14 protein-coding genes are annotated in these 17,101 nt (G+C 59.9%); 2 read left to right on the forward strand and 12 right to left on the reverse strand.

The annotated features are described in order from the left end of the window. Window positions 1–411: 411 nt before the first annotated feature. Window positions 412–2,292 (forward strand): hybrid sensor histidine kinase/response regulator, encoded by a 1,881-nt coding sequence (locus CUC55_RS01870; RefSeq protein ID WP_425352713.1) that lies wholly within the window; start codon window positions 412–414, stop codon window positions 2,290–2,292. A gap of 679 nt (window positions 2,293–2,971) precedes the next feature. Here the strand turns inward: CUC55_RS01870 and CUC55_RS01880 are convergent. Continuing rightward, a complete protein-coding gene (locus tag CUC55_RS01880) occupies window positions 2,972–3,475 on the reverse strand; it encodes a PAS domain-containing protein (RefSeq protein ID WP_103086812.1) in 504 nt (167 codons plus the stop codon). 540 nt (window positions 3,476–4,015) lie between these two features. Here CUC55_RS01880 and CUC55_RS22660 point away from each other — a divergent pair. Beyond that, entirely contained in the window at window positions 4,016–4,177 is a 162-nt protein-coding gene (locus CUC55_RS22660) for a hypothetical protein (RefSeq protein ID WP_157940890.1), read from the forward strand. A 17-nt stretch (window positions 4,178–4,194) separates the two neighbouring features. Here CUC55_RS22660 and CUC55_RS01890 read toward each other — a convergent pair whose 3' ends face one another. The 11 genes from CUC55_RS01890 to CUC55_RS01940 all read right to left on the reverse strand — a co-directional run bounded on the left by CUC55_RS01890 (window position 4,195) and on the right by CUC55_RS01940 (window position 17,027). Continuing rightward, complete coding sequence (locus tag CUC55_RS01890) at window positions 4,195–4,962, reverse strand: DUF2092 domain-containing protein (protein WP_245417675.1); 768 nt, start codon at window positions 4,960–4,962, stop codon at window positions 4,195–4,197. Between the two features lie 108 nt (window positions 4,963–5,070). Beyond that, window positions 5,071–6,981, reverse strand: a complete 1,911-nt coding sequence (locus tag CUC55_RS01895) for a mechanosensitive ion channel family protein (protein WP_103086813.1) — start codon at window positions 6,979–6,981, stop codon at window positions 5,071–5,073. A gap of 16 nt (window positions 6,982–6,997) precedes the next feature. Then, window positions 6,998–8,014, reverse strand: coding sequence for an HAD family hydrolase (locus CUC55_RS01900; RefSeq protein ID WP_067652502.1), 1,017 nt, complete (start codon window positions 8,012–8,014; stop codon window positions 6,998–7,000). Next, a complete protein-coding gene (locus tag CUC55_RS01905; RefSeq protein ID WP_103086814.1) occupies window positions 8,011–8,988 on the reverse strand; it encodes a formylglycine-generating enzyme family protein in 978 nt (325 codons plus the stop codon). Before CUC55_RS01905 ends, CUC55_RS01900 begins: the two co-directional genes overlap by 4 nt. A gap of 64 nt (window positions 8,989–9,052) precedes the next feature. Next, on the reverse strand, window positions 9,053–10,372 hold the full coding sequence (locus CUC55_RS01910) for a BatD family protein (RefSeq protein WP_067652504.1): 1,320 nt from the start codon (window positions 10,370–10,372) through the stop codon (window positions 9,053–9,055). Beyond that, window positions 10,369–11,922, reverse strand: coding sequence for a VWA domain-containing protein (locus tag CUC55_RS01915; RefSeq protein ID WP_103086815.1), 1,554 nt, complete (start codon window positions 11,920–11,922; stop codon window positions 10,369–10,371). Before CUC55_RS01915 ends, CUC55_RS01910 begins: the two co-directional genes overlap by 4 nt. Then, complete coding sequence (locus CUC55_RS01920; RefSeq protein WP_067652508.1) at window positions 11,919–12,908, reverse strand: vWA domain-containing protein; 990 nt, start codon at window positions 12,906–12,908, stop codon at window positions 11,919–11,921. Before CUC55_RS01920 ends, CUC55_RS01915 begins: the two co-directional genes overlap by 4 nt. Continuing rightward, window positions 12,895–13,410 (reverse strand): DUF4381 domain-containing protein, encoded by a 516-nt coding sequence (locus CUC55_RS01925; protein ID WP_103086816.1) that lies wholly within the window; start codon window positions 13,408–13,410, stop codon window positions 12,895–12,897. Before CUC55_RS01925 ends, CUC55_RS01920 begins: the two co-directional genes overlap by 14 nt. A gap of 1 nt (window position 13,411) precedes the next feature. Beyond that, complete coding sequence (locus tag CUC55_RS01930) at window positions 13,412–14,347, reverse strand: DUF58 domain-containing protein (RefSeq protein WP_067652511.1); 936 nt, start codon at window positions 14,345–14,347, stop codon at window positions 13,412–13,414. Next, window positions 14,344–15,321: an AAA family ATPase gene (locus CUC55_RS01935; protein WP_103086896.1), complete on the reverse strand. Its 978-nt coding sequence runs from the start codon at window positions 15,319–15,321 to the stop codon at window positions 14,344–14,346. The genes CUC55_RS01930 and CUC55_RS01935 overlap by 4 nt, the downstream gene beginning before the upstream one ends. 59 nt (window positions 15,322–15,380) lie before the next feature. Further along, window positions 15,381–17,027, reverse strand: a complete 1,647-nt coding sequence (locus tag CUC55_RS01940; RefSeq protein ID WP_067652513.1) for an arylsulfatase — start codon at window positions 17,025–17,027, stop codon at window positions 15,381–15,383. Between the last annotated feature and the right edge of the window lie 74 nt (window positions 17,028–17,101).

Here is a 17,101-nt window from a genome sequence, read left to right on the forward strand (position 1 = left end):
AGGATCGTTTGATAGCGGCCACCAAGCCCGCAGTCAAAACTCGCAAAAAGGCTTGAGCCACGTAGGTTGTCATCAGCGGCGCGATTCGCTGGCGGAACGAGTATTTCTGTTGTTGAGGTGGTGTCTAAATGCCGACACGATGGTCATGATTTCCTGTGTCACCGACTTGTTCCGCTGTCCAAAACGCCTAGATTGTAGAAAAATATCTACGGCGGAACTGATTTGACTCATTCAGAGACTTTGCCATGGCTCGTCGGCGGCGGCGACACCGGAAACGCGATCCGAAAATACGATTGGACAAATAATCCGGTTGGATTTCCCGCGAACTGGCCTGAAAGCCTCAGGACGTTGGTCGGCGTAATGCTCAGCAGCAAGCAGCCCATGTTCCTTGCATGGGGTGAAGAGCGGCGCATGTTCTACAATGACGGATACGCCGAGATGCTCCAGAGCCGCCACCCTGCGGCGATGGGCGAGAGGCTCGACGTAGTCTGGAGCGACATCATGGACGATGTCGGTCCGCTCATCGAAGACTGCTACCGTGGCAAGCCGACATACATGGACGACATCGTCCTTTATATGACAAGACAGGGGGAACCGACCGAAACCCACTTTGCGTTCGCATACACTCCAGTGTTGGCAGTCGATGGCTCTGTAATTGGCGTCTTTTGCACGACGACCGAGACGACGGAGCGGGTAAAGGCGGAGCGCGCTCGTGCGCACGCTGAACAGGAACGCGTCCTCCTGGACCGGAAACTGCTCGCCGCCGCCGAAGGCGAACGAGACCGCTTGTTCGAAATGTCCCGCGACCTCTTCGGCGTCGCTACGTTTGACGGAATGCTAAAGACGATCAATCCGGCCTGGTCCCGCCAGCTCGAGCGGTCGCATGAAGCTCTGCTCGCGACGCCGTTCGCCGAAATTATCCATCCCGATGACCTTCCCACAACTGGCGATACGGTTGCCGCCCTCCAATCGGGCAAGCCAGTCCACCAGTTCCTCGTCCGCCTTCTAAAGGCAGATGGCACGGCGGTTCCGTTTGCGTGGTCCGCTGTTCCTGACCCGACCCCCGGAAGCAACAGTTTCTATACCGTTGGTCGAGACATCTCCGAACAGGTGGCTGCGGAAGCCGACCTCAAAATCGCTCAGGACGCGCTTCGGCAAGCCCAGAAGATGGAGTCGATCGGCCAACTGACGGGCGGCATTGCACACGATTTCAACAACCTTTTAGGCGGCATCAGCGGTAGTCTCGAGATGCTTCAGAAGCGATTGTCTCAGGGACGGTACACAGAGGTCGACAAGTACATCGACGGAGCACAGGGAGCGGCCAAGAGGGCAGCCGCACTGACGCATCGGCTTCTGGCGTTCTCCCGCCGTCAAACGCTCGATCCAAAGCCTACCGACGTAAAGATTCTCGTAGATGGCTTGTCTGATCTGGTGGCGCGCACAGTCGGTCCTCAAATCGAGATGAAGGTCATCGCGCCCGACGATCTCTGGCTCACTTTGGTCGANCCCAATCAGCTAGAGAACGCGCTCCTGAACCTGTGCATCAACGCCAGGGACGCAATGCCGGACGGCGGGAAGCTGTCCATCGAATTATCGAACCACACATTCAGGGGAAGGGCGGCGACTGAGCGAAGCCTGTCACCCGGAAACTATCTGTCGGTCTGCGTGATCGACACGGGTTCCGGCATGACCGACGAAGTGCGAGCGCGCGCAGTGGACCCGTTTTTTACGACCAAGCCACTTGGCCAGGGAACGGGTCTCGGNTTGAGCATGATCTATGGCTTCGTAAGCCAGTCCGGCGGGCAAATCCGTATCGATTCAGAAGTCGGCAAAGGAACCACGATCTGCCTTTACCTTCCCCGGTTTGAGGGCGAGTGCGAAATAGACGATGCCGTGGAAACCGGGCCGTCAGTCGCGATCAAAGGCAAGGAGACCGTCCTGGTGATCGACGACGAGCCGTCGATCCGTATGCTGGCCGTCGATGTACTCGAAGAACTCGGGTACCGAACGCTCGAGGCGGGCGATGGTCCTTCCGGATTGACGATTCTCCAGCAGTTTCCCGAGGTAGAACTCCTCGTCACGGACGTGGGCCTTCCCGGCGGCATGAACGGCCGCCAAGTGGCCGACGCCGCCCGCGCCGTGAAGCCGTCGCTCAAGGTCCTGTTCATAACCGGATACGCCGAAACGTCCGTCTGGAAAGAAGGCAGTCCGGAGAAGGGCATGCAGGTTCTCACCAAGCCGTTCTCCGTAGACAGTCTGACGCAGAAGGTCGGCGAACTGCTCGACCGCTAGTAACGGATCGACGACAGTAATCGGACCGATGATCGTCGGGCTGCTCTTCCACGAATCCTTTGGACAGGACGATCCCACGCCCCTGACCTAGAGGCGCTTGCAATTCAGCATTCCGAGGTCGTTCTACTCGCCTACCAGAGCTCGTCTACCAACGTTGCGCCGGTCTGTCAGGGCTGTCACGCTTGAACAACGTAACTAGGTGGCATGGACGATGACTATGGTGGACGACATCGTGAACAACCCGACGGAGATAATGATTTCGGTCATGCATCTGCAGGAGGAAGCTGGACTCATGCGAGGACTCGCCAGCTTTATCCGGAGAAATGACGAAACAATCCGGAAACAGGCTTCCCAAGGGCAGTTAGCAAGGTCCGTAGCGACACTTCAACGTGCCGAAGTGGCGTTTGAACTCGAACGAGCCCATGGTTCGGGGTCTCTCTTAAAGCTAGGACACCCTTTCGTCCGTTTGCTGATTTCGACGCGGGTTGTTGACGTCAGAAATATCGTCGAAGCAGTGCCTCCGTCGGCGGTTCCTAACTCCGTCCTGGCGGCTTGAGAGAAGCGGTCATCCTCGGCAGGTCCAGCAGAAGCGTAACATCTCCCCGTAGCCGCGAGAGGGGCAGGGACACCCCTTGTCGACACTGGGTCGCACCGTCAGACCCATCCACCCCATATTCTGTCACTTGTCAGCGGGCAATAAGGAGTTGAGTGCCGAAATCAAGTAACGTTCGGTCAGATCGCGCTTGCTGTTCCGGGCCAAATCGATCGCCGCTGAAATCTGTGACTCGAGTTGCACATCTTCCACCGCATTGCCGAAATTTTCCTCGACGAGCACGACCCCGGTGTAAATAGACGGGTCGCCGTTTGCGTCTTTCGAACACGAGCCCATGCTCAGAAGAGCTTTCGTGCAGCCGCTTGGACAAAAGATTCCGTATGACGAAACGAACGACTGCCCGCCAAGGATGACGTCATGAATTCGAGCAGCCAACCGGGGACGGTCCTGGTCGACGATCCTGGCGAGAATTTTTTCGACAGGTAATCCATGCGCCAGTTCTCTCTCGTCGATCTCGTAAATGTCCGAATATGCCTTGTCGGCCGTCAGAATATTCGTTTGAAGCGACCACGAATAAAAGCCGGCACCGCGCATCGAGTGTTCGATCAGNTTTTTTCTTGGATTTCCCATGCCTGTCTTGTCCTGTGTCCTCTCGCTAATCGTGCCAAGACGCGATAGCCGACCATGAGGGTGATTGCGTGGCGCAATCGCCCGTCACGGACGGCTATCGTATGGCTCGTACCACAATGGACATTTACTCGACGTTACCGAACGTCACCGTGGATCGGCGACAGCCACGTATACCACCGTATGGCCGTCATACCGAGGCTCGAACCATCGGCCCTCGCAGTCTCGGTAGCTGATGCCGCTCACCACCACCGTCACGCATTCCGGCGGTAGGGTGGCGAGCACCGTTCCCACGACGATAGCTGACGCGGTCGCCGCGGTCCAGGCAACGCCCGGCCTCCAATAGCCGGGCCAGTACGGGGCCGGAGGTGGTAGTGGCGGAAGGGGACGCGGGATCGGAGGATGTGGCAACGGTCCGGGTGGGTGCGGGCCGGGGCCTGGATGCGGACCGGGCAATGGCGGGTGAGGATGGAGTCCGGACGGATGCGGCACGGGGTGCGGCCCCGGCCGCGGGTGTATCACGTGCGGTGGATGCTGCGCGGGATGAAAGCGCGGCTGCATATGGGTCGGCGCGTTGAAGTGGTGCATGCCGCCCGCGTGCATTCCACCTCCGCCGAAGTTCATACGGGGGCCTCTTCCGCCGAAGCCGCCTCGAGCCTCTGCCGTCTGCGGGATGATGATCGCGGCGGCAAGAAGGGCGGTTAAAACGATACCGGGCTTTTTCATCGGCTTGCCTCCTTCAGAAAGCGTATCNTTTCGGAGCCGTCTTCCGGCTTGTACTGGAAGACGTCGTCGGCGATTTCCGCGTTTTCGGTCCACTCGAGCACGGTCGTGATGCGAGGTCTGGTCATGTCGTCGCGGTCGACGAGCGAAACCTTCAGCGGCAACGCTCCGCCCTCGGTGGCGATCCAAATCTCGGCGTCCTGATCCTGACCTCTGAAGGCCCAGTGATCCGTTTCCTTGCCGTCGATGGTGGCATGACCGACGAGGAAACCCTCCCTGATCAGATCGGTCGGCGCATCCGGAGTACCCCACGCGAAGAGATCGGCGAGCGGGAACGCGAGATCGTATTTCTGGGCGGCCTGTTCCAATGTCTCTTTGATGGTCGCGGGCGCGGGCACCTGCGCATAGATTTTCTGGTCAGGCGAGGCATAGACCATGGTCTTGCCGTCATAGACGAGTTCGCCGTGGACCACGTCCGAAGCCAGGTCGATGCGAAGGCGGTCCGGGCGCTTCACCTCGTAGGTCGCCACGCTTCCGATTTCGAGCTTCTGGTCTGTATCCAGCACGATCTCGGACGTGGTTCGGGCGGTGATCTTGAACGACTGCAGCGACTGGAGGTGTTCTCCCATCGCCTTGAGGGCCTCGACGGACCCCGGTTCGATGCGCGGCTCTTCTGGCCCCCGGTCCTGGGCGACTGACGATGTCGTCATGAACACCGCAGCAAGAGCCGCGGTGGCAGAGAGACGTATAGTTCCTGTTCTGGACATCGCTTGCGTTCTCCTCCTCGGTTGAAAGATGCTCCGACGCTAGGATGTAAAGGGACGACCTCAAAGGACGTTACAGTTACGGTAACGTAACGGGGGTCGGTCCCGGTCTCACGTCGGTGCCGCCGACGCGGCTTTCGCCTCCAGGAGACGCGCCGCCGACAACGCGGCAGCCTGTTTTTCGTCTCCGCCGACCTGGACCGTCGGCTGAGCGAATTCGATGCCGTTTTCCTGAAACGCCGCCCGGATCATCAGGTTGGCACGGCGACGGATCATGGACTGGAGTCCGCTTGGGCGCAGCGTCATCCCGAAACTGAGAACCATCCCGTAGTCGCCGAACTCCTCCACGCCCTTCATCTTCAGAGGTTCGATAAACAGAGCCGAGAATTCGGGGTCCTCGGCGAGCGTGGCACCGATCTTCTTGGTGAGCTTGCGTGCCTTCTCGACATCGGCATCGTAGCTAACGGAGACCCGAAACTTCACGACACCCCAGTCACGGCTCATGTTCTCCACCGCGCCGAGTTCTCCGAATGGAACGGTATAGACGGGACCGCGGTGGTGGCGCAGACGGACCGATCTCAGGCTGAAACCTTCGACCGTGCCTTTGTAGCTCTTTGCCTGAATGTATTCTCCGACCCGGAAAGCGTCGTCCAGCATGTAGAAAACGCCGCTGATGACATCCTTCACCAGCGTCTGGGAACCGAAACCGAGCGCGACACCGAACACGCCCGCACCCGCGATGAGAGGGCCTATCTCGACCCCGAGTTCTGCGAGCACGATCAGACCCGTGACGACGGCGACCATCACCGCCAGCACGTTGCGGAAGATCGGTAAGAGTGTCCGCAGTCGCCCCTGGCGGGCAAGGTCGTTCGCGTCACCGACCGGGCTCGATACCAGAAGCCTGCGGTCGATCCACGATTTGGCCATGTGCCAGACAAGGTCGGCCAGCAGCAGGACGACGACGCTTTTAAGTAATCCGTACGAGAAGGCTGCAACGCGAGGATCGCTGCGGACGAGAGAGTTGGGGTCGAACCGCCAGACCATCGCCAGCCACGCCACCGCGCAGATGATCACCGCGCCGCGGCTTCCACGGATGAAAAGAACGCGCCTGGTCTCATCGGTATTTTCAGGGATAAGGCCCGCGACCGTCTGCCCGACCAACCGGAGCGAGGACGGGAGTGCCATCGCGTAGACCGCCAGCCAGAACAGACCGTGCAGGCCGACGCACCAGAGCGCCCATACCGCGATGTATGCCAGGCAAAGTGCGACGCGCCGACGGACCGTCACGCCTCGCGACAGCATCGTAAACGTCAGTATCATGAGAAGGAGGATCGCCGACGTACNAAACCAGACAGCAGCCGATGTCGCCGGATCAACGGATAAAGGCCGTCCGAGCGATGCGAAGGTGATCCCGGCGATCGCCACGCCCAGGAACATTTTCGACCGTCGCTTCGATGACGGCATCATGGTCGTTGACGCGTCTAGAAGAACGCAGATCAGGCGGTACGCTATAACCCCGATCAGGGAGACCAAGAGGATGATGCGTGGGAGAGGGGGCCAGTCGAAGGCAAAGAAGACGAGCGCCATTGCGGCGGTGAATATACCGATCGCCAGCAGGCGGTCGCTAATCCGGCTATCGGGTCTTGCCTTTGNAAAGAGTTTCTCGGCGACGAGGCCTACTGCAACAAGGCCCAGGAAGATCACAAAGACTGGAAGGCCACCGTACGCCAGCGCTTGCGCCCTGGCCTCTTGCGCCACTGCGCGGATTTCTGCGGGTATTCTCGGGATGGCGTGGAGCATGCGGTCGAGCCGATCGCGCGTTGCCGTTTCCCACTCGGCCAGACCACCGCCTGCCGTGGCCGTTTGCGAACTGGCTTGAGGAGCCTGTTGCAGCCATGATCTGACCTCCGGGTCCTGCNAAAGCCTGACCAGGTCGTCGACCTTTTGCGGGCGAGGGCCATCCTGCGCCTGCACGGGACCGGACATCATGACGAGTAACAATAGCCCGGCCAACCACTTCATACGAGCGTCCCCTCGGTTAGTTTTCGAATGCGAAGACCTTCTTCCAGTCCGCCTTCATGTCGACCACCAACCAGTTACGGCGCTTGGCCTCATCGAGCGCCTTGTCCAGCTTGCCAATGGCACTGTCGCGGTCGTAGGCGACTTCACGGGCACCGTCGGTGTGGTGGACGATCATCGCGAAACCGGGACCCTTGGCTGCTGTCACCCAGCGGAGCATCTCGTAGTCGCCGTCGGAATTGCCAGCGACGAAAATAGGTTTTCTGCCAATGAACGTGTTGATGCCCGATGGCTTGCCCTTGCCGTCGTCCACGAAATCGATCTTGGGCAAGCGTCTCAACACGGGTACGTCGCCGACGATCGCGTACTCGGTCGTGATCGTGCTGCCGACAACCTGTTCGGGCGGGATACCGTACATCTTCTCGGTCATCGGCCGCATGAACTCCACGCCGCCGCCCGAGACGATGTAAGTCTTGAAGCCGTTGTCGCGCAGATAGTCTAGAAGTTCGCGCATCGGCAAAAAGGTCATTTCATCATATGGCTTGCCCGTCTTGGGATGCTTCGCCGTCGCGAACCAGTCGGTCACGATCTTCGAGAACTGGTCGGTGGTCATGCCCGCATGGGTTTTCATGGCAAGATCGACCATTCCCTTCTCGCCGCTTTTCAGCGCGCCCATCGGATCACCTGCGAGGATCGACTTGTACGGCTCCTCGGTCTTCCATTCGGGGTGCTGCGGGGCGAGCGTCTTGACGCGGTCGAGCATGAAGCCGAACTGGAAGTAGATCGGCTGCTCGGACCAGAGGGTCCCGTCGTTGTCGAACACGGCGATCCTGTCGTACGGCGCGACGTACCCGTCTCCGCCCTCCGTTACAGTCGCCTTGACGAATTCAACGATGCGGGTCTTCGCGGCGGTGTCGTTCCACGAGGGTAGGACCTCTTGCGCACTCGCAGGTCGGATCAGGCCACTTAGCAACAGGACGACCGCGACCGCGACTGCGGCGAAGATGGGTTCTTGTGCGAACGTTGGTTTTCTCATCTCGGTGCTCCTTCTTGGATCGGCCGCTTCACGCAACGGAATCCGACATGGCTGGTGGACGTGTCTTCCTGTTCCGCGTGGCGGGCGGCAGGGCGATAGCGGCGGCAGTAGTTCGGCGCGCAGAGATGGGAACCGCCCTTGAGCACTCTTCTCGCGATCCTGATTGCAGGCTGCCGGGGATCGTAACTCGCCTCTGTCAGGTCGNCGCGCGGATTGTTGGGGACGCAGCACGAGCGCTTCGCGGGTTCTGGGTGGTGGGTAGACCAGAAATCGCTGGTCCACTCCCAGACGTTGCCGATCATGTCGTAAAGGCCCAGCGCATTCGGCGGGAGGGAACGGACGGGTGAGGTGCGCTCATGGCCCTTTGGCTTGGTGGAATGGGTCGGAAACGTGCCGAGCCAGGTGTTCGCCATGGCGACCCCGCCGGGCATGAACTCATNCCCCCATGCGAATTCGGACTCATCGACACCGCCCTTGGCGGCCATTTCCCACTCCGCCTCCGTCGGAAGCGACATTCCTGCCCAGATGGCATAGGCGAGAGCGTCTGCATAGGCGACGTGGACGACAGGATGGTCCAGCTTGCCGCGTAAATCGCTGAGCCCGCCGAGCGGCCGTCGCCATGTCGCACCGAACTTGAACACCCACCATTGCGCGATATCCGAACCGCTTATCGACTTGGGTTGCGTGAACACGAGAGAGCCGGGTTTCAGCATTTCCGGTTTCGCACCGGGATAGTCTTTCGGGTCGGGGGCCTTCTCCGCTACGGTGACGTGACCCGTTGCCTCGACGAACGCTTTGAACTGCCTGTTGGTGACGGGGGTCTCCGATATCCAGAAACCATCGACCTTCACGAGATGGGCAGGCGCCTCCTCCGGGTAGTGACTGTCCGATCCCATCGTGAAGGTGCGACCGGGAACCCAAACCAGGCTGCTGTCGCCGCGCAGTTCCGTCGTGTCCTCGAATGCCAAAGCCATCTTTGCCTCCAGAGCTGGAGACCAGACCTTATCCAACGCGCTATTTGAGGAAAGAATGTTACCGTTACAATGGGGGTAACAATGAGGTCTTTGCTGTCGGGTTCAGCTCCGGCAGCGCGCCCTTAGCGACGACGCGCGTCTGTTTGGGAAGTTTGACCGCGAGGGCCAAAGCTCTCCGATCCAAAGTGACGTCTTGCGACCGGAACAGTCTTCGGTCGAGAATGGTGGTCTGTGCAGTCAGAACGGGATTGGCCTGCGCTTCCACCCAGTCGGAAAGCGTCGGGTAGCCCAAGCTGCCGCTCCAGTCCTGAAGCGCACGGTAGATCGCGAACTCGCCACCATATGTGATGATAGCGCGTAGGCGTTTCAGCCGTCGCCTCGGGGTATTCCAACGCTTTTCACGCAGCCGTTTCGCCCAGGCACCGATGGCGGATGATCTACGTTGGATGAACACCAAGATGACCAGACCGAGCGCGCTTGCCAGAAGTGCCACAAGCCACCATCGCCGCTCGCTCTTGCCGGAAGCCGTTACGTTCTCCTCGAGTTTGGGTGCGATGCGTTCGGCCTCCACCTCTTGCCTGGCAATGACGACATCGGTGGCGGGAAGCGTTGTTGTCGACACGGCTCCGCCGTCGACATCGAACCAGGGGTAGGAAACTTCCGGAAGCGAAAATCGGCCTTCGCTTGTTGTCATGTAAACCACGGTCTGTGTGCGGGTGCTTCCGGTTTCCTCACTGCGACCCATGCCACGTCGCACGACCCCGTCGCCGAGAACCGGAGGCTTGAGATACTGTGTGACACCGTCTGGCTTGCCGAAATCCACGGGCGGAATGAGCATCGCCTGCGTGTCTTCCGCGAAAACGACGACCGTTCGCGATAAGGCATCGCCTGCCTTTAGCGTCGACGCATCACGGTCGAACGACTGCGAGATGGATAGGTCCTTCGCTGCAAAGGGGACTGCGCTGGCGGACGGACCATTGGCGACTTCGAAAGTCGGAAGTTTGACTTGTACCACGACCTTCACGGGTGTTCCGTTTGCAGAGTAACCGAGATCGATCCCGATGTCCGGCAGGGAGAAGGAGCCCGCCTTTTCCGGAACGACCGCGTAGCTCCTCCGAATGCCTGAATACTGCACCCCGTCAATCGTCTGGACCATGTTCTGCGCGCTGCCGTCGGGGAGCGTCACGAGCGCGTCCAGGGCGTCGAACAGCGGAAACTGCGGTGGCGATGTAAAGAAGTCAGGGGCGAAGACCTCAACGACGACATGCACCTGCTGGCCGGGCACAATCGGCTTTGCTTCCAGTATCGAAGCCCGACCAAAGGGTTCGCTTGCCTGCGCCTGCATGCTTGTGAACATTATGAACAGGACGACGACCAGCTTCACTTCCCCAACCTCCCGGCCTCGATGGAGAATTTCCGTGCCATCAGGTCCGTCGGACTGACGACGATGTTCTTCATCCACATCTCCGAGGTCTGCTCGGCTACGTTCATCGTGCCTTCCTTGCCCTGTTTTCCCTTTTCGTCGAACTGAACGCTGTCGGGGGCTTCGCTCGGCTGTTCCGGCTGCTCCTCCTGCTTCGCCTTCTGGGCTTTGAGAAGCTGCTGCGCGATATCGAGATTGGCTATAGCATCCTCCCAGTCTTTCCGCTCCTTGAGGGCATTTTCATAACAACCCACCGCCTCCTCGAACTTGCCGAGCTCGAGAAACGCGTTGCCTTGATTGTACCAGCTTTCGGGACTTTCCACGGCGGCAAGGGCATCGACGGCCTCCTGGAACTTGCCAGCCCGGTAGAATGCCACACCTTTCCACAAGGGATTGGCGAAAAGACCAGACGCGCGCTCGAACTCTCCGCGCTCAAAGGCCAGCCGTCCTTGCTGGTCACCCGTGAACCACATGTCGGTCAGCCCATCCGCGTGGCTGGATCGCGGTGACGACATGTTCAACGCGAGAACGGCGACACCGATTTTAACGACCCAGCCTCGGCGGAAAGAGAAAGCCATTGCAACGGCGAGCGGCCCGACGAGCCACCAGCCGAGATCAACCCAGTGGCCATCCGATGTCGCCTGCTTCTGCGCGAAGTTGGAGCGGATGCGTTGCACGACCCAGCGGATATCCGCATCGTCGTCCGTCACTGTTGCAACATCTGCGCTCGCTTCCTTCCCGACGGTCTGAAGAGCTTGGATGTCCAGCTTCGAAAACAGGCGTGATCCAGACGAATTCTGGACGAAGCTGCCGTCATCCATCTTGACCGGGCCGCCCTCTGCGGTCCCGACCCCGAGAATGACGATGCCGTTGGTACTTGATTTCATCGCGTCCAAAGCTGACGCTTCCACACCGTCAGTCAGCATGAGGATGGTGCCGACCGTGCCCTCCGTCTTGAGGAGATTGTCCGAGAGCCGCAGTGCCGCTGGCGTGTCCTTGCCTGGTTTCGGCATGATGCGGGTTGCCAGTGCCTCTGAGTATGTCGCGAGCAGCTCCGCATCTTCCGTTGGCGGAACGACCAGGTGCGCGGTCCCGGCATAGGCGACGATGGCCGTGCGGGCACCCTGACGGGCATTGACTACGTCTCTGATCTTGAGCTTCGCACGCTCAAGCCGCGACGGCGTGACATCGATCGCATCCATTGTATCCGAGAGATCGACGGCGATCACCAGCGTTGCGGCATCTGTGACAAAGGGTGGTGGCTCCCGCTTCCAAGTGGGACCTGAAGCGCTCATGACGGCGGCGATCAGCATCGTCGNCGTCATGAGCGGCGGAAGAACCCTTGCGCTTGCCGTGCCCTCCACGATGAGATTGTCGAGCAGGTGCGGTGCTATCATCACCTTCCATCGGTCACGCATATTCTGTGATCGCCTCGCGAGCAGCAGTAACGCAGCAGGCAGCAACAGGAGGAGGAGCAACCATGGCCGGAGGAAATGAAAGTCTGAGATCATGACGGCGACCTCCGCCTCAGCATACCTGCGGCACCTGCGATCGCGTAGTAGCCGGACAGAACCGCGATGGCACCCAGCAGAGGGAACTGGTACAGGTCCACCCTTGGTCGCCACGAGAGAACCTTCTGGTTCTCCGGCGTAATCCGGTCGAGTTCCTCGTAGATCGCAGCCAGTTGAGCCTGATCCCCACCGAAGAAATACCTGCCTCCCGTCGTGCTCGCGATCTTCTCCAGAGTGGATGTATCGAGTTTGTCCTCGCCCGTGGCCGCAGGGTCTCCGATCCCTACGGTGTGCACGATCACGCCTTTAGACTTGGCGATTCCCGCTGCCTTCAATGGCGGCATGCGGCTGGCGGTGTCGTTGCCGTCGGTCAGCACGATCAGGACCTTTTCAGAAACGCTCGTCTGGTCGAACATCTTGATGGCCAGTCCGAGCGCATCGCCGAGCGACGTTCTAGGTCCCGCCATTCCCGGCAGGGCATCCATGATCATCGTCTCGACCAGCGCATGATCCATGGTGAAGGGTGACAACGGGTANGGGGCATCCCCGAAGGCAACGAGACCGATGCGGTCTCCCGATCGCTCCTTGACGAAAGTCGTGACGACCTGTCTCACCGCCTCGACGCGAGCCAAGGTCATACCGTCGGCAGACGGAAAGTCCTTCACATCCATGGACTGCGAAAGGTCGAGTGCCAGCAGGAGGTCACGTTGCGGTTCCAGCTTCTCGATAGGGGGCTCCACATATTGGGGACGGGCGAGCGCGAGAACCACGAGGCACCACGCCACTGTTTCACACAGGAGCTGGAGTCGGCTACGACGTGCAACCACGGACCCGTCGGTGGGACGAACCCCGGCCGCCGCTGCGACCTGCGAGAAAAACGGAAGGCGTATGGACGCAGAGCTTTCCCTGTGAGGAGGGAGCAACCACCAGACCAGCAACGGTGCGGGTAGGGCAAGAAGCAGCCATGGGTGATCAAGCTGATACATCGTGGCTCTCGATCCATGACCGTGTTGCGACAATCACGTCGGTACCGACCCGCGAAGGCAGACCCGCGACAACATGCCGGCCGTGATATTCGAAATCGTCCAGAAGCCATTCGAGAGCATGGGTGTCGGTGGAGCCATTATCCTTGAGGAACGCGACCCAGTCTTCGTTCGACAGGGACGCAACCTCGCTACGCGGCCATGCCGCCAGGGCTGTCCGCTTCACCAGCTCCCCGAGTTGACGGAAACCGTCGCTTCGGGTCGCTGGCTGTTCGAGGAGTCGCCGGATGGGTTCCAGCATTGCTAGAGCCTCGCGGCGATAGGCGTTGGCGCGGTATCGGCTGGTCCATCGCAAGGCTGCGATGACGATCCCGACCGTAAGGACCGCAGCCACCAAGACCCAGCCCCACGTCTGCGGCAGCCATGAAACTGGTTCGGGCAAAACGATGTCGCGCAACGACAGAAGCGCCGTCTGCAACGCGGGGTCTGGNTTTGAAGGCTCCAAATCAGCGCCTCCTTTGCCGCCAGGCGGACTGCTCGAGAAGGTGCCGAAGCTGTGGAGCGGTTTCCTCTGCCGCCGAGACGGGCAGCATCGGGAGGCCGAGTTCGTTTTGCCAGGCGAGCAATTCCCGTCCGCGATTGCGTGCGAAGACGCCGATCGACGAGCGGATACTTGCGGTTCTCAACGTCAGTTCAGCCTGGGCGCCACCACCGCTGACGACAACATCGCCTGTGTCAGGAAGGTCGAGGAGAAAGGGGTCGTAGACGAGGAGACAGATCACGTCGTTCCGGGAGGACAGTCTCAGGAGGAGGTCGCGGGTGCGCGGGGTATGGCCTTCGAAGTCGGAAATTACGACAACGAGGTGGTCGTGATGCGCGATGTTGGCGACGGTCTCGAGCACCGCATCCAACCGACCTTTTTCTGGTGACGCGTCCGCGTCAGCCTTGAGAGCCGCGTTCTTGGCAGCGATCCGGTCGGCAAAGGCGATGACCGCGTTGCGGCTTCGGTGTGGCTTTATTTGCTCTATGTCCGTGTCACCCAGCACGAAACCACCGACCCTGTCACCCGAGCCCAGTATCCGCCAGGCGCATAGCATGGCCGCTTCCGCGGCCGACACAGACTTCATGGAGCGGCGGCTGCCGAAGAACATGTTGATGCGCTGGTCAACGACGATGAGGGCAGGGCGCTCTTTCTCCTCGGAATAGACCCGCACGACGGGCCGCGTCGTCCTTGCCGTGACGCGCCAGTCGATCGACCGGATGTCGTCTCCCGGCAGGTAGTTGCGCAGTTCCTCGAAGGTCAGACCGCGTCCGCGCATCGCCGAATTCAAGCGTCCGGCCAGTTGCTGATGGCTGCTCGCTTTCTGGATAAAGTTCAGGTCGCGGGCCCGGGTTTCGAGTCTCACCAAGTCATCGGTCGTGACGTGGACACCGTTGGTCATGACACTGCCACCAATTGTACGATACGGTCGATAACCTGGTCGGGCGTGGTGTTCGACGCATGCGCCTCGTACGACAGAATCAGCCTGTGGCGGAAAACCCCGTGGACGATCGCCTTCACGTCGTCGGGTGTGACGTAGTCGCGGCCTTTTAGCCATGCATACGCTCTTGAGACTTTGTCGAGGCCGATGANCCCGCGCNGGCTGACACCGACTTGCAGAAGCTTTGCCAGTTCCTTGTCGTAACGGTCCGGGTAGCGCGTGGCGAAGACAAGGTCGACCATGTATTTCTCGACCGGGTCCGAGACCGCGACCGAGCCGATCTCTTTACGCGCGTCGAAGACTGCCTGCGGGTCGAGCTTGTCAGGCTGGGATGGCCTGGAACCGCCGTGGGCCTCGTTTTCCTCATCGCGGTTGAGGCGCATGATCGCAGCTTCAGACTGTTCGTCTGGATAGCCGACTTCGACATGCATCAGGAAACGATCGAGCTGCGCTTCGGGCANGGGATAGGTGCCTTCCTGCTCGATCGGGTTCTGTGTGGCCATCACCATGAATAGATCGGGGAGCGGATAGCTCTTGCCTCCCACCGTGACCTGATGTTCTTCCATGGCCTCCAGCAGTGCCGACTGCACCTTTGCAGGCGCGCGGTTGATTTCGTCTGCGAGGATGAGGTTTGCGAAGATCGGACCCTGCTGAAACTTGAACTCGCCTTTGCCAGCCTCGGAGAAGTAGATTTCGGACCCCGTGATGTCCGCNGGGAGAAGGTCGGGTGTGAACTGGACACGGGACAGTTCCGCATCGAGGTTCTTTGCAAGGCTTTTGATCGCCCTGGTCTTGGCGAGGCCCGGCAGCCCTTCGACGAGCAGATGGCCGTTGGCAAGCAATCCAAGCAGAAGCCGCTCCACCATCTGGTCCTGGCCAATGATGGATTGACCGATGCGCTTGCCGAGGTCGAGGATGTCGTCGCGGGCAGCCATGAGTGTCTCTTCGATCAGGAGGGAGGAGGAGCGCTCCATCGGAGCGCTCCCTGCGGATTCTACTTCTCGATGCCTCTGTCTTTGAAGGACTGGTCGATCGCCTTGTCGACCTGGGCGCGAACGCCTTCGATGTTGAAGCTGGCAACACGCTGGCTTGGCGGGTATTTCACGAAGGTTTCGAGGAAGGCTGCTCCTTGCAACTGGCCTTTCACGAGGAGGTAGTCGTTTCGAACCAGCCAGTCGTTGTACTGGTCGGAAACGATGTCGGCCCGCTCGTAAGGGTCCATGCGCAAATTGAAGAGTTTTGGAATTCTCCAGGTGACAAGAGGATTCTGCCATACCGCAAAACCGCCTGGTGCCAATTGCTCCTTGAAGACCACCTTCCAGTCATCGTATCTGGTCGCGACCAGATCGCCGTCGTCGTCGAAGTAGTAGAAGTCCTTGCGAGCGCTTTTGTCGGACTTGCCCGTGATGTAGTCTAGCTGATTGTAGCCATCCAGATGGTTCTTGAATGTCGTACTGGTCCCTGCGGGCTGCCATCCGGTGAGAAGACGTGACTTTACATCTGTGTCGCCAGCGGCCGCCAGAAGTGTGGGAAACCAGTCGAGGCCGGAGATCATCTGGTTCGATACCTGTCCGGCGGCGATGTGACCAGGCCAACGGATCATAGCGGGTACGCGGAAAGCGCCTTCCCAGTTCGTATCTTTCTCGCTTCGGAAGGGCGTCGTCGCGGCATCCGGCCAGGAGAACTGGTTAGGGCCATTATCGGTCGTGTAAACAACGATCGTGTTGTCAGCGATGCCGAGGTCGTCGAGAGCTTTCAGCAGCTTTCCGACGTCGCCGTCGTGCTCGATCATCCCGTCGCCATATTCATTGCCCGGCATTCCGCTCTGACCACGCATGGACTCGCGGACATGGGTGAAGAGATGCATGCGGGTTGTGTTCATCCAGGTGAAGAACGGTTTGTTCTGCTTGGCCTGCCTGCCCATGAAGTCGATTGCCGCCGCGGTCGTCTCGTCGTCGATCGTCTCCATGCGTTTGATGGTTAGAGGGCCAGTGTCCTCGACCTTGCCATCGGCGGATGCCTTGATGACACCTCGAGGGTTGTAAGCCTTGAGAAACTCCTGATCATCCTTGGGCCAGTAAGGTGCCTCAGGCTCTTCCTCCGCATTGAGGTGATAGAGGTTTCCAAGAAATTCATCGAAACCATGGTTCGTCGGGAGGTATTCATCCCTGTCGCCAAGGTGGTTCTTTCCGAACTGCCCCGTCGCGTAACCCAACGGTTTCAAAGCCTGTGCGATCGTGATGTCGCTGGGCTGGAGACCGACCGGAGCGCCCGGAGCCCCTACCTTGCACAGACCCGTACGCAGGCAGGCTTGACCAGTGATGAACGTCGATCTTCCCGCCGTGCACGAATTCTCCGCGTAATAGTCGGTGAACATCATGCCCGCCTTGGCGATGCTGTCGATGTTCGGGGTCTTGTAGCCGACCACGCCAAATGAATAGGCGCTGATGTTTGTCTGGCCGATATCGTCACCGAAGATAACGAGGATATTCGGCTTGGTGGATGTTTCCGCGGCCGGAGGTACGGTGGTTGTCGGCGCTGGTTGCTGTGCATAGGCAAAAGGTGCGATGGCGACGGAGGATACGGTCATCGCGACCGCAGCAGTTGCCGCCAGAAGTCTTAGGTAGACGGGCATACTCATGTCAGGATTCCTTTCTTCTTGCGAAGGGATGGCATCGGAACTGGGTTTGTCGTTCCCGGGGAATACTGCGCGAG

This window comes from Agrobacterium bohemicum (genome assembly GCF_002896715.1).
Taxonomy (GTDB): Bacteria; Pseudomonadota; Alphaproteobacteria; order Rhizobiales; family Rhizobiaceae; genus Agrobacterium; species Agrobacterium bohemicum.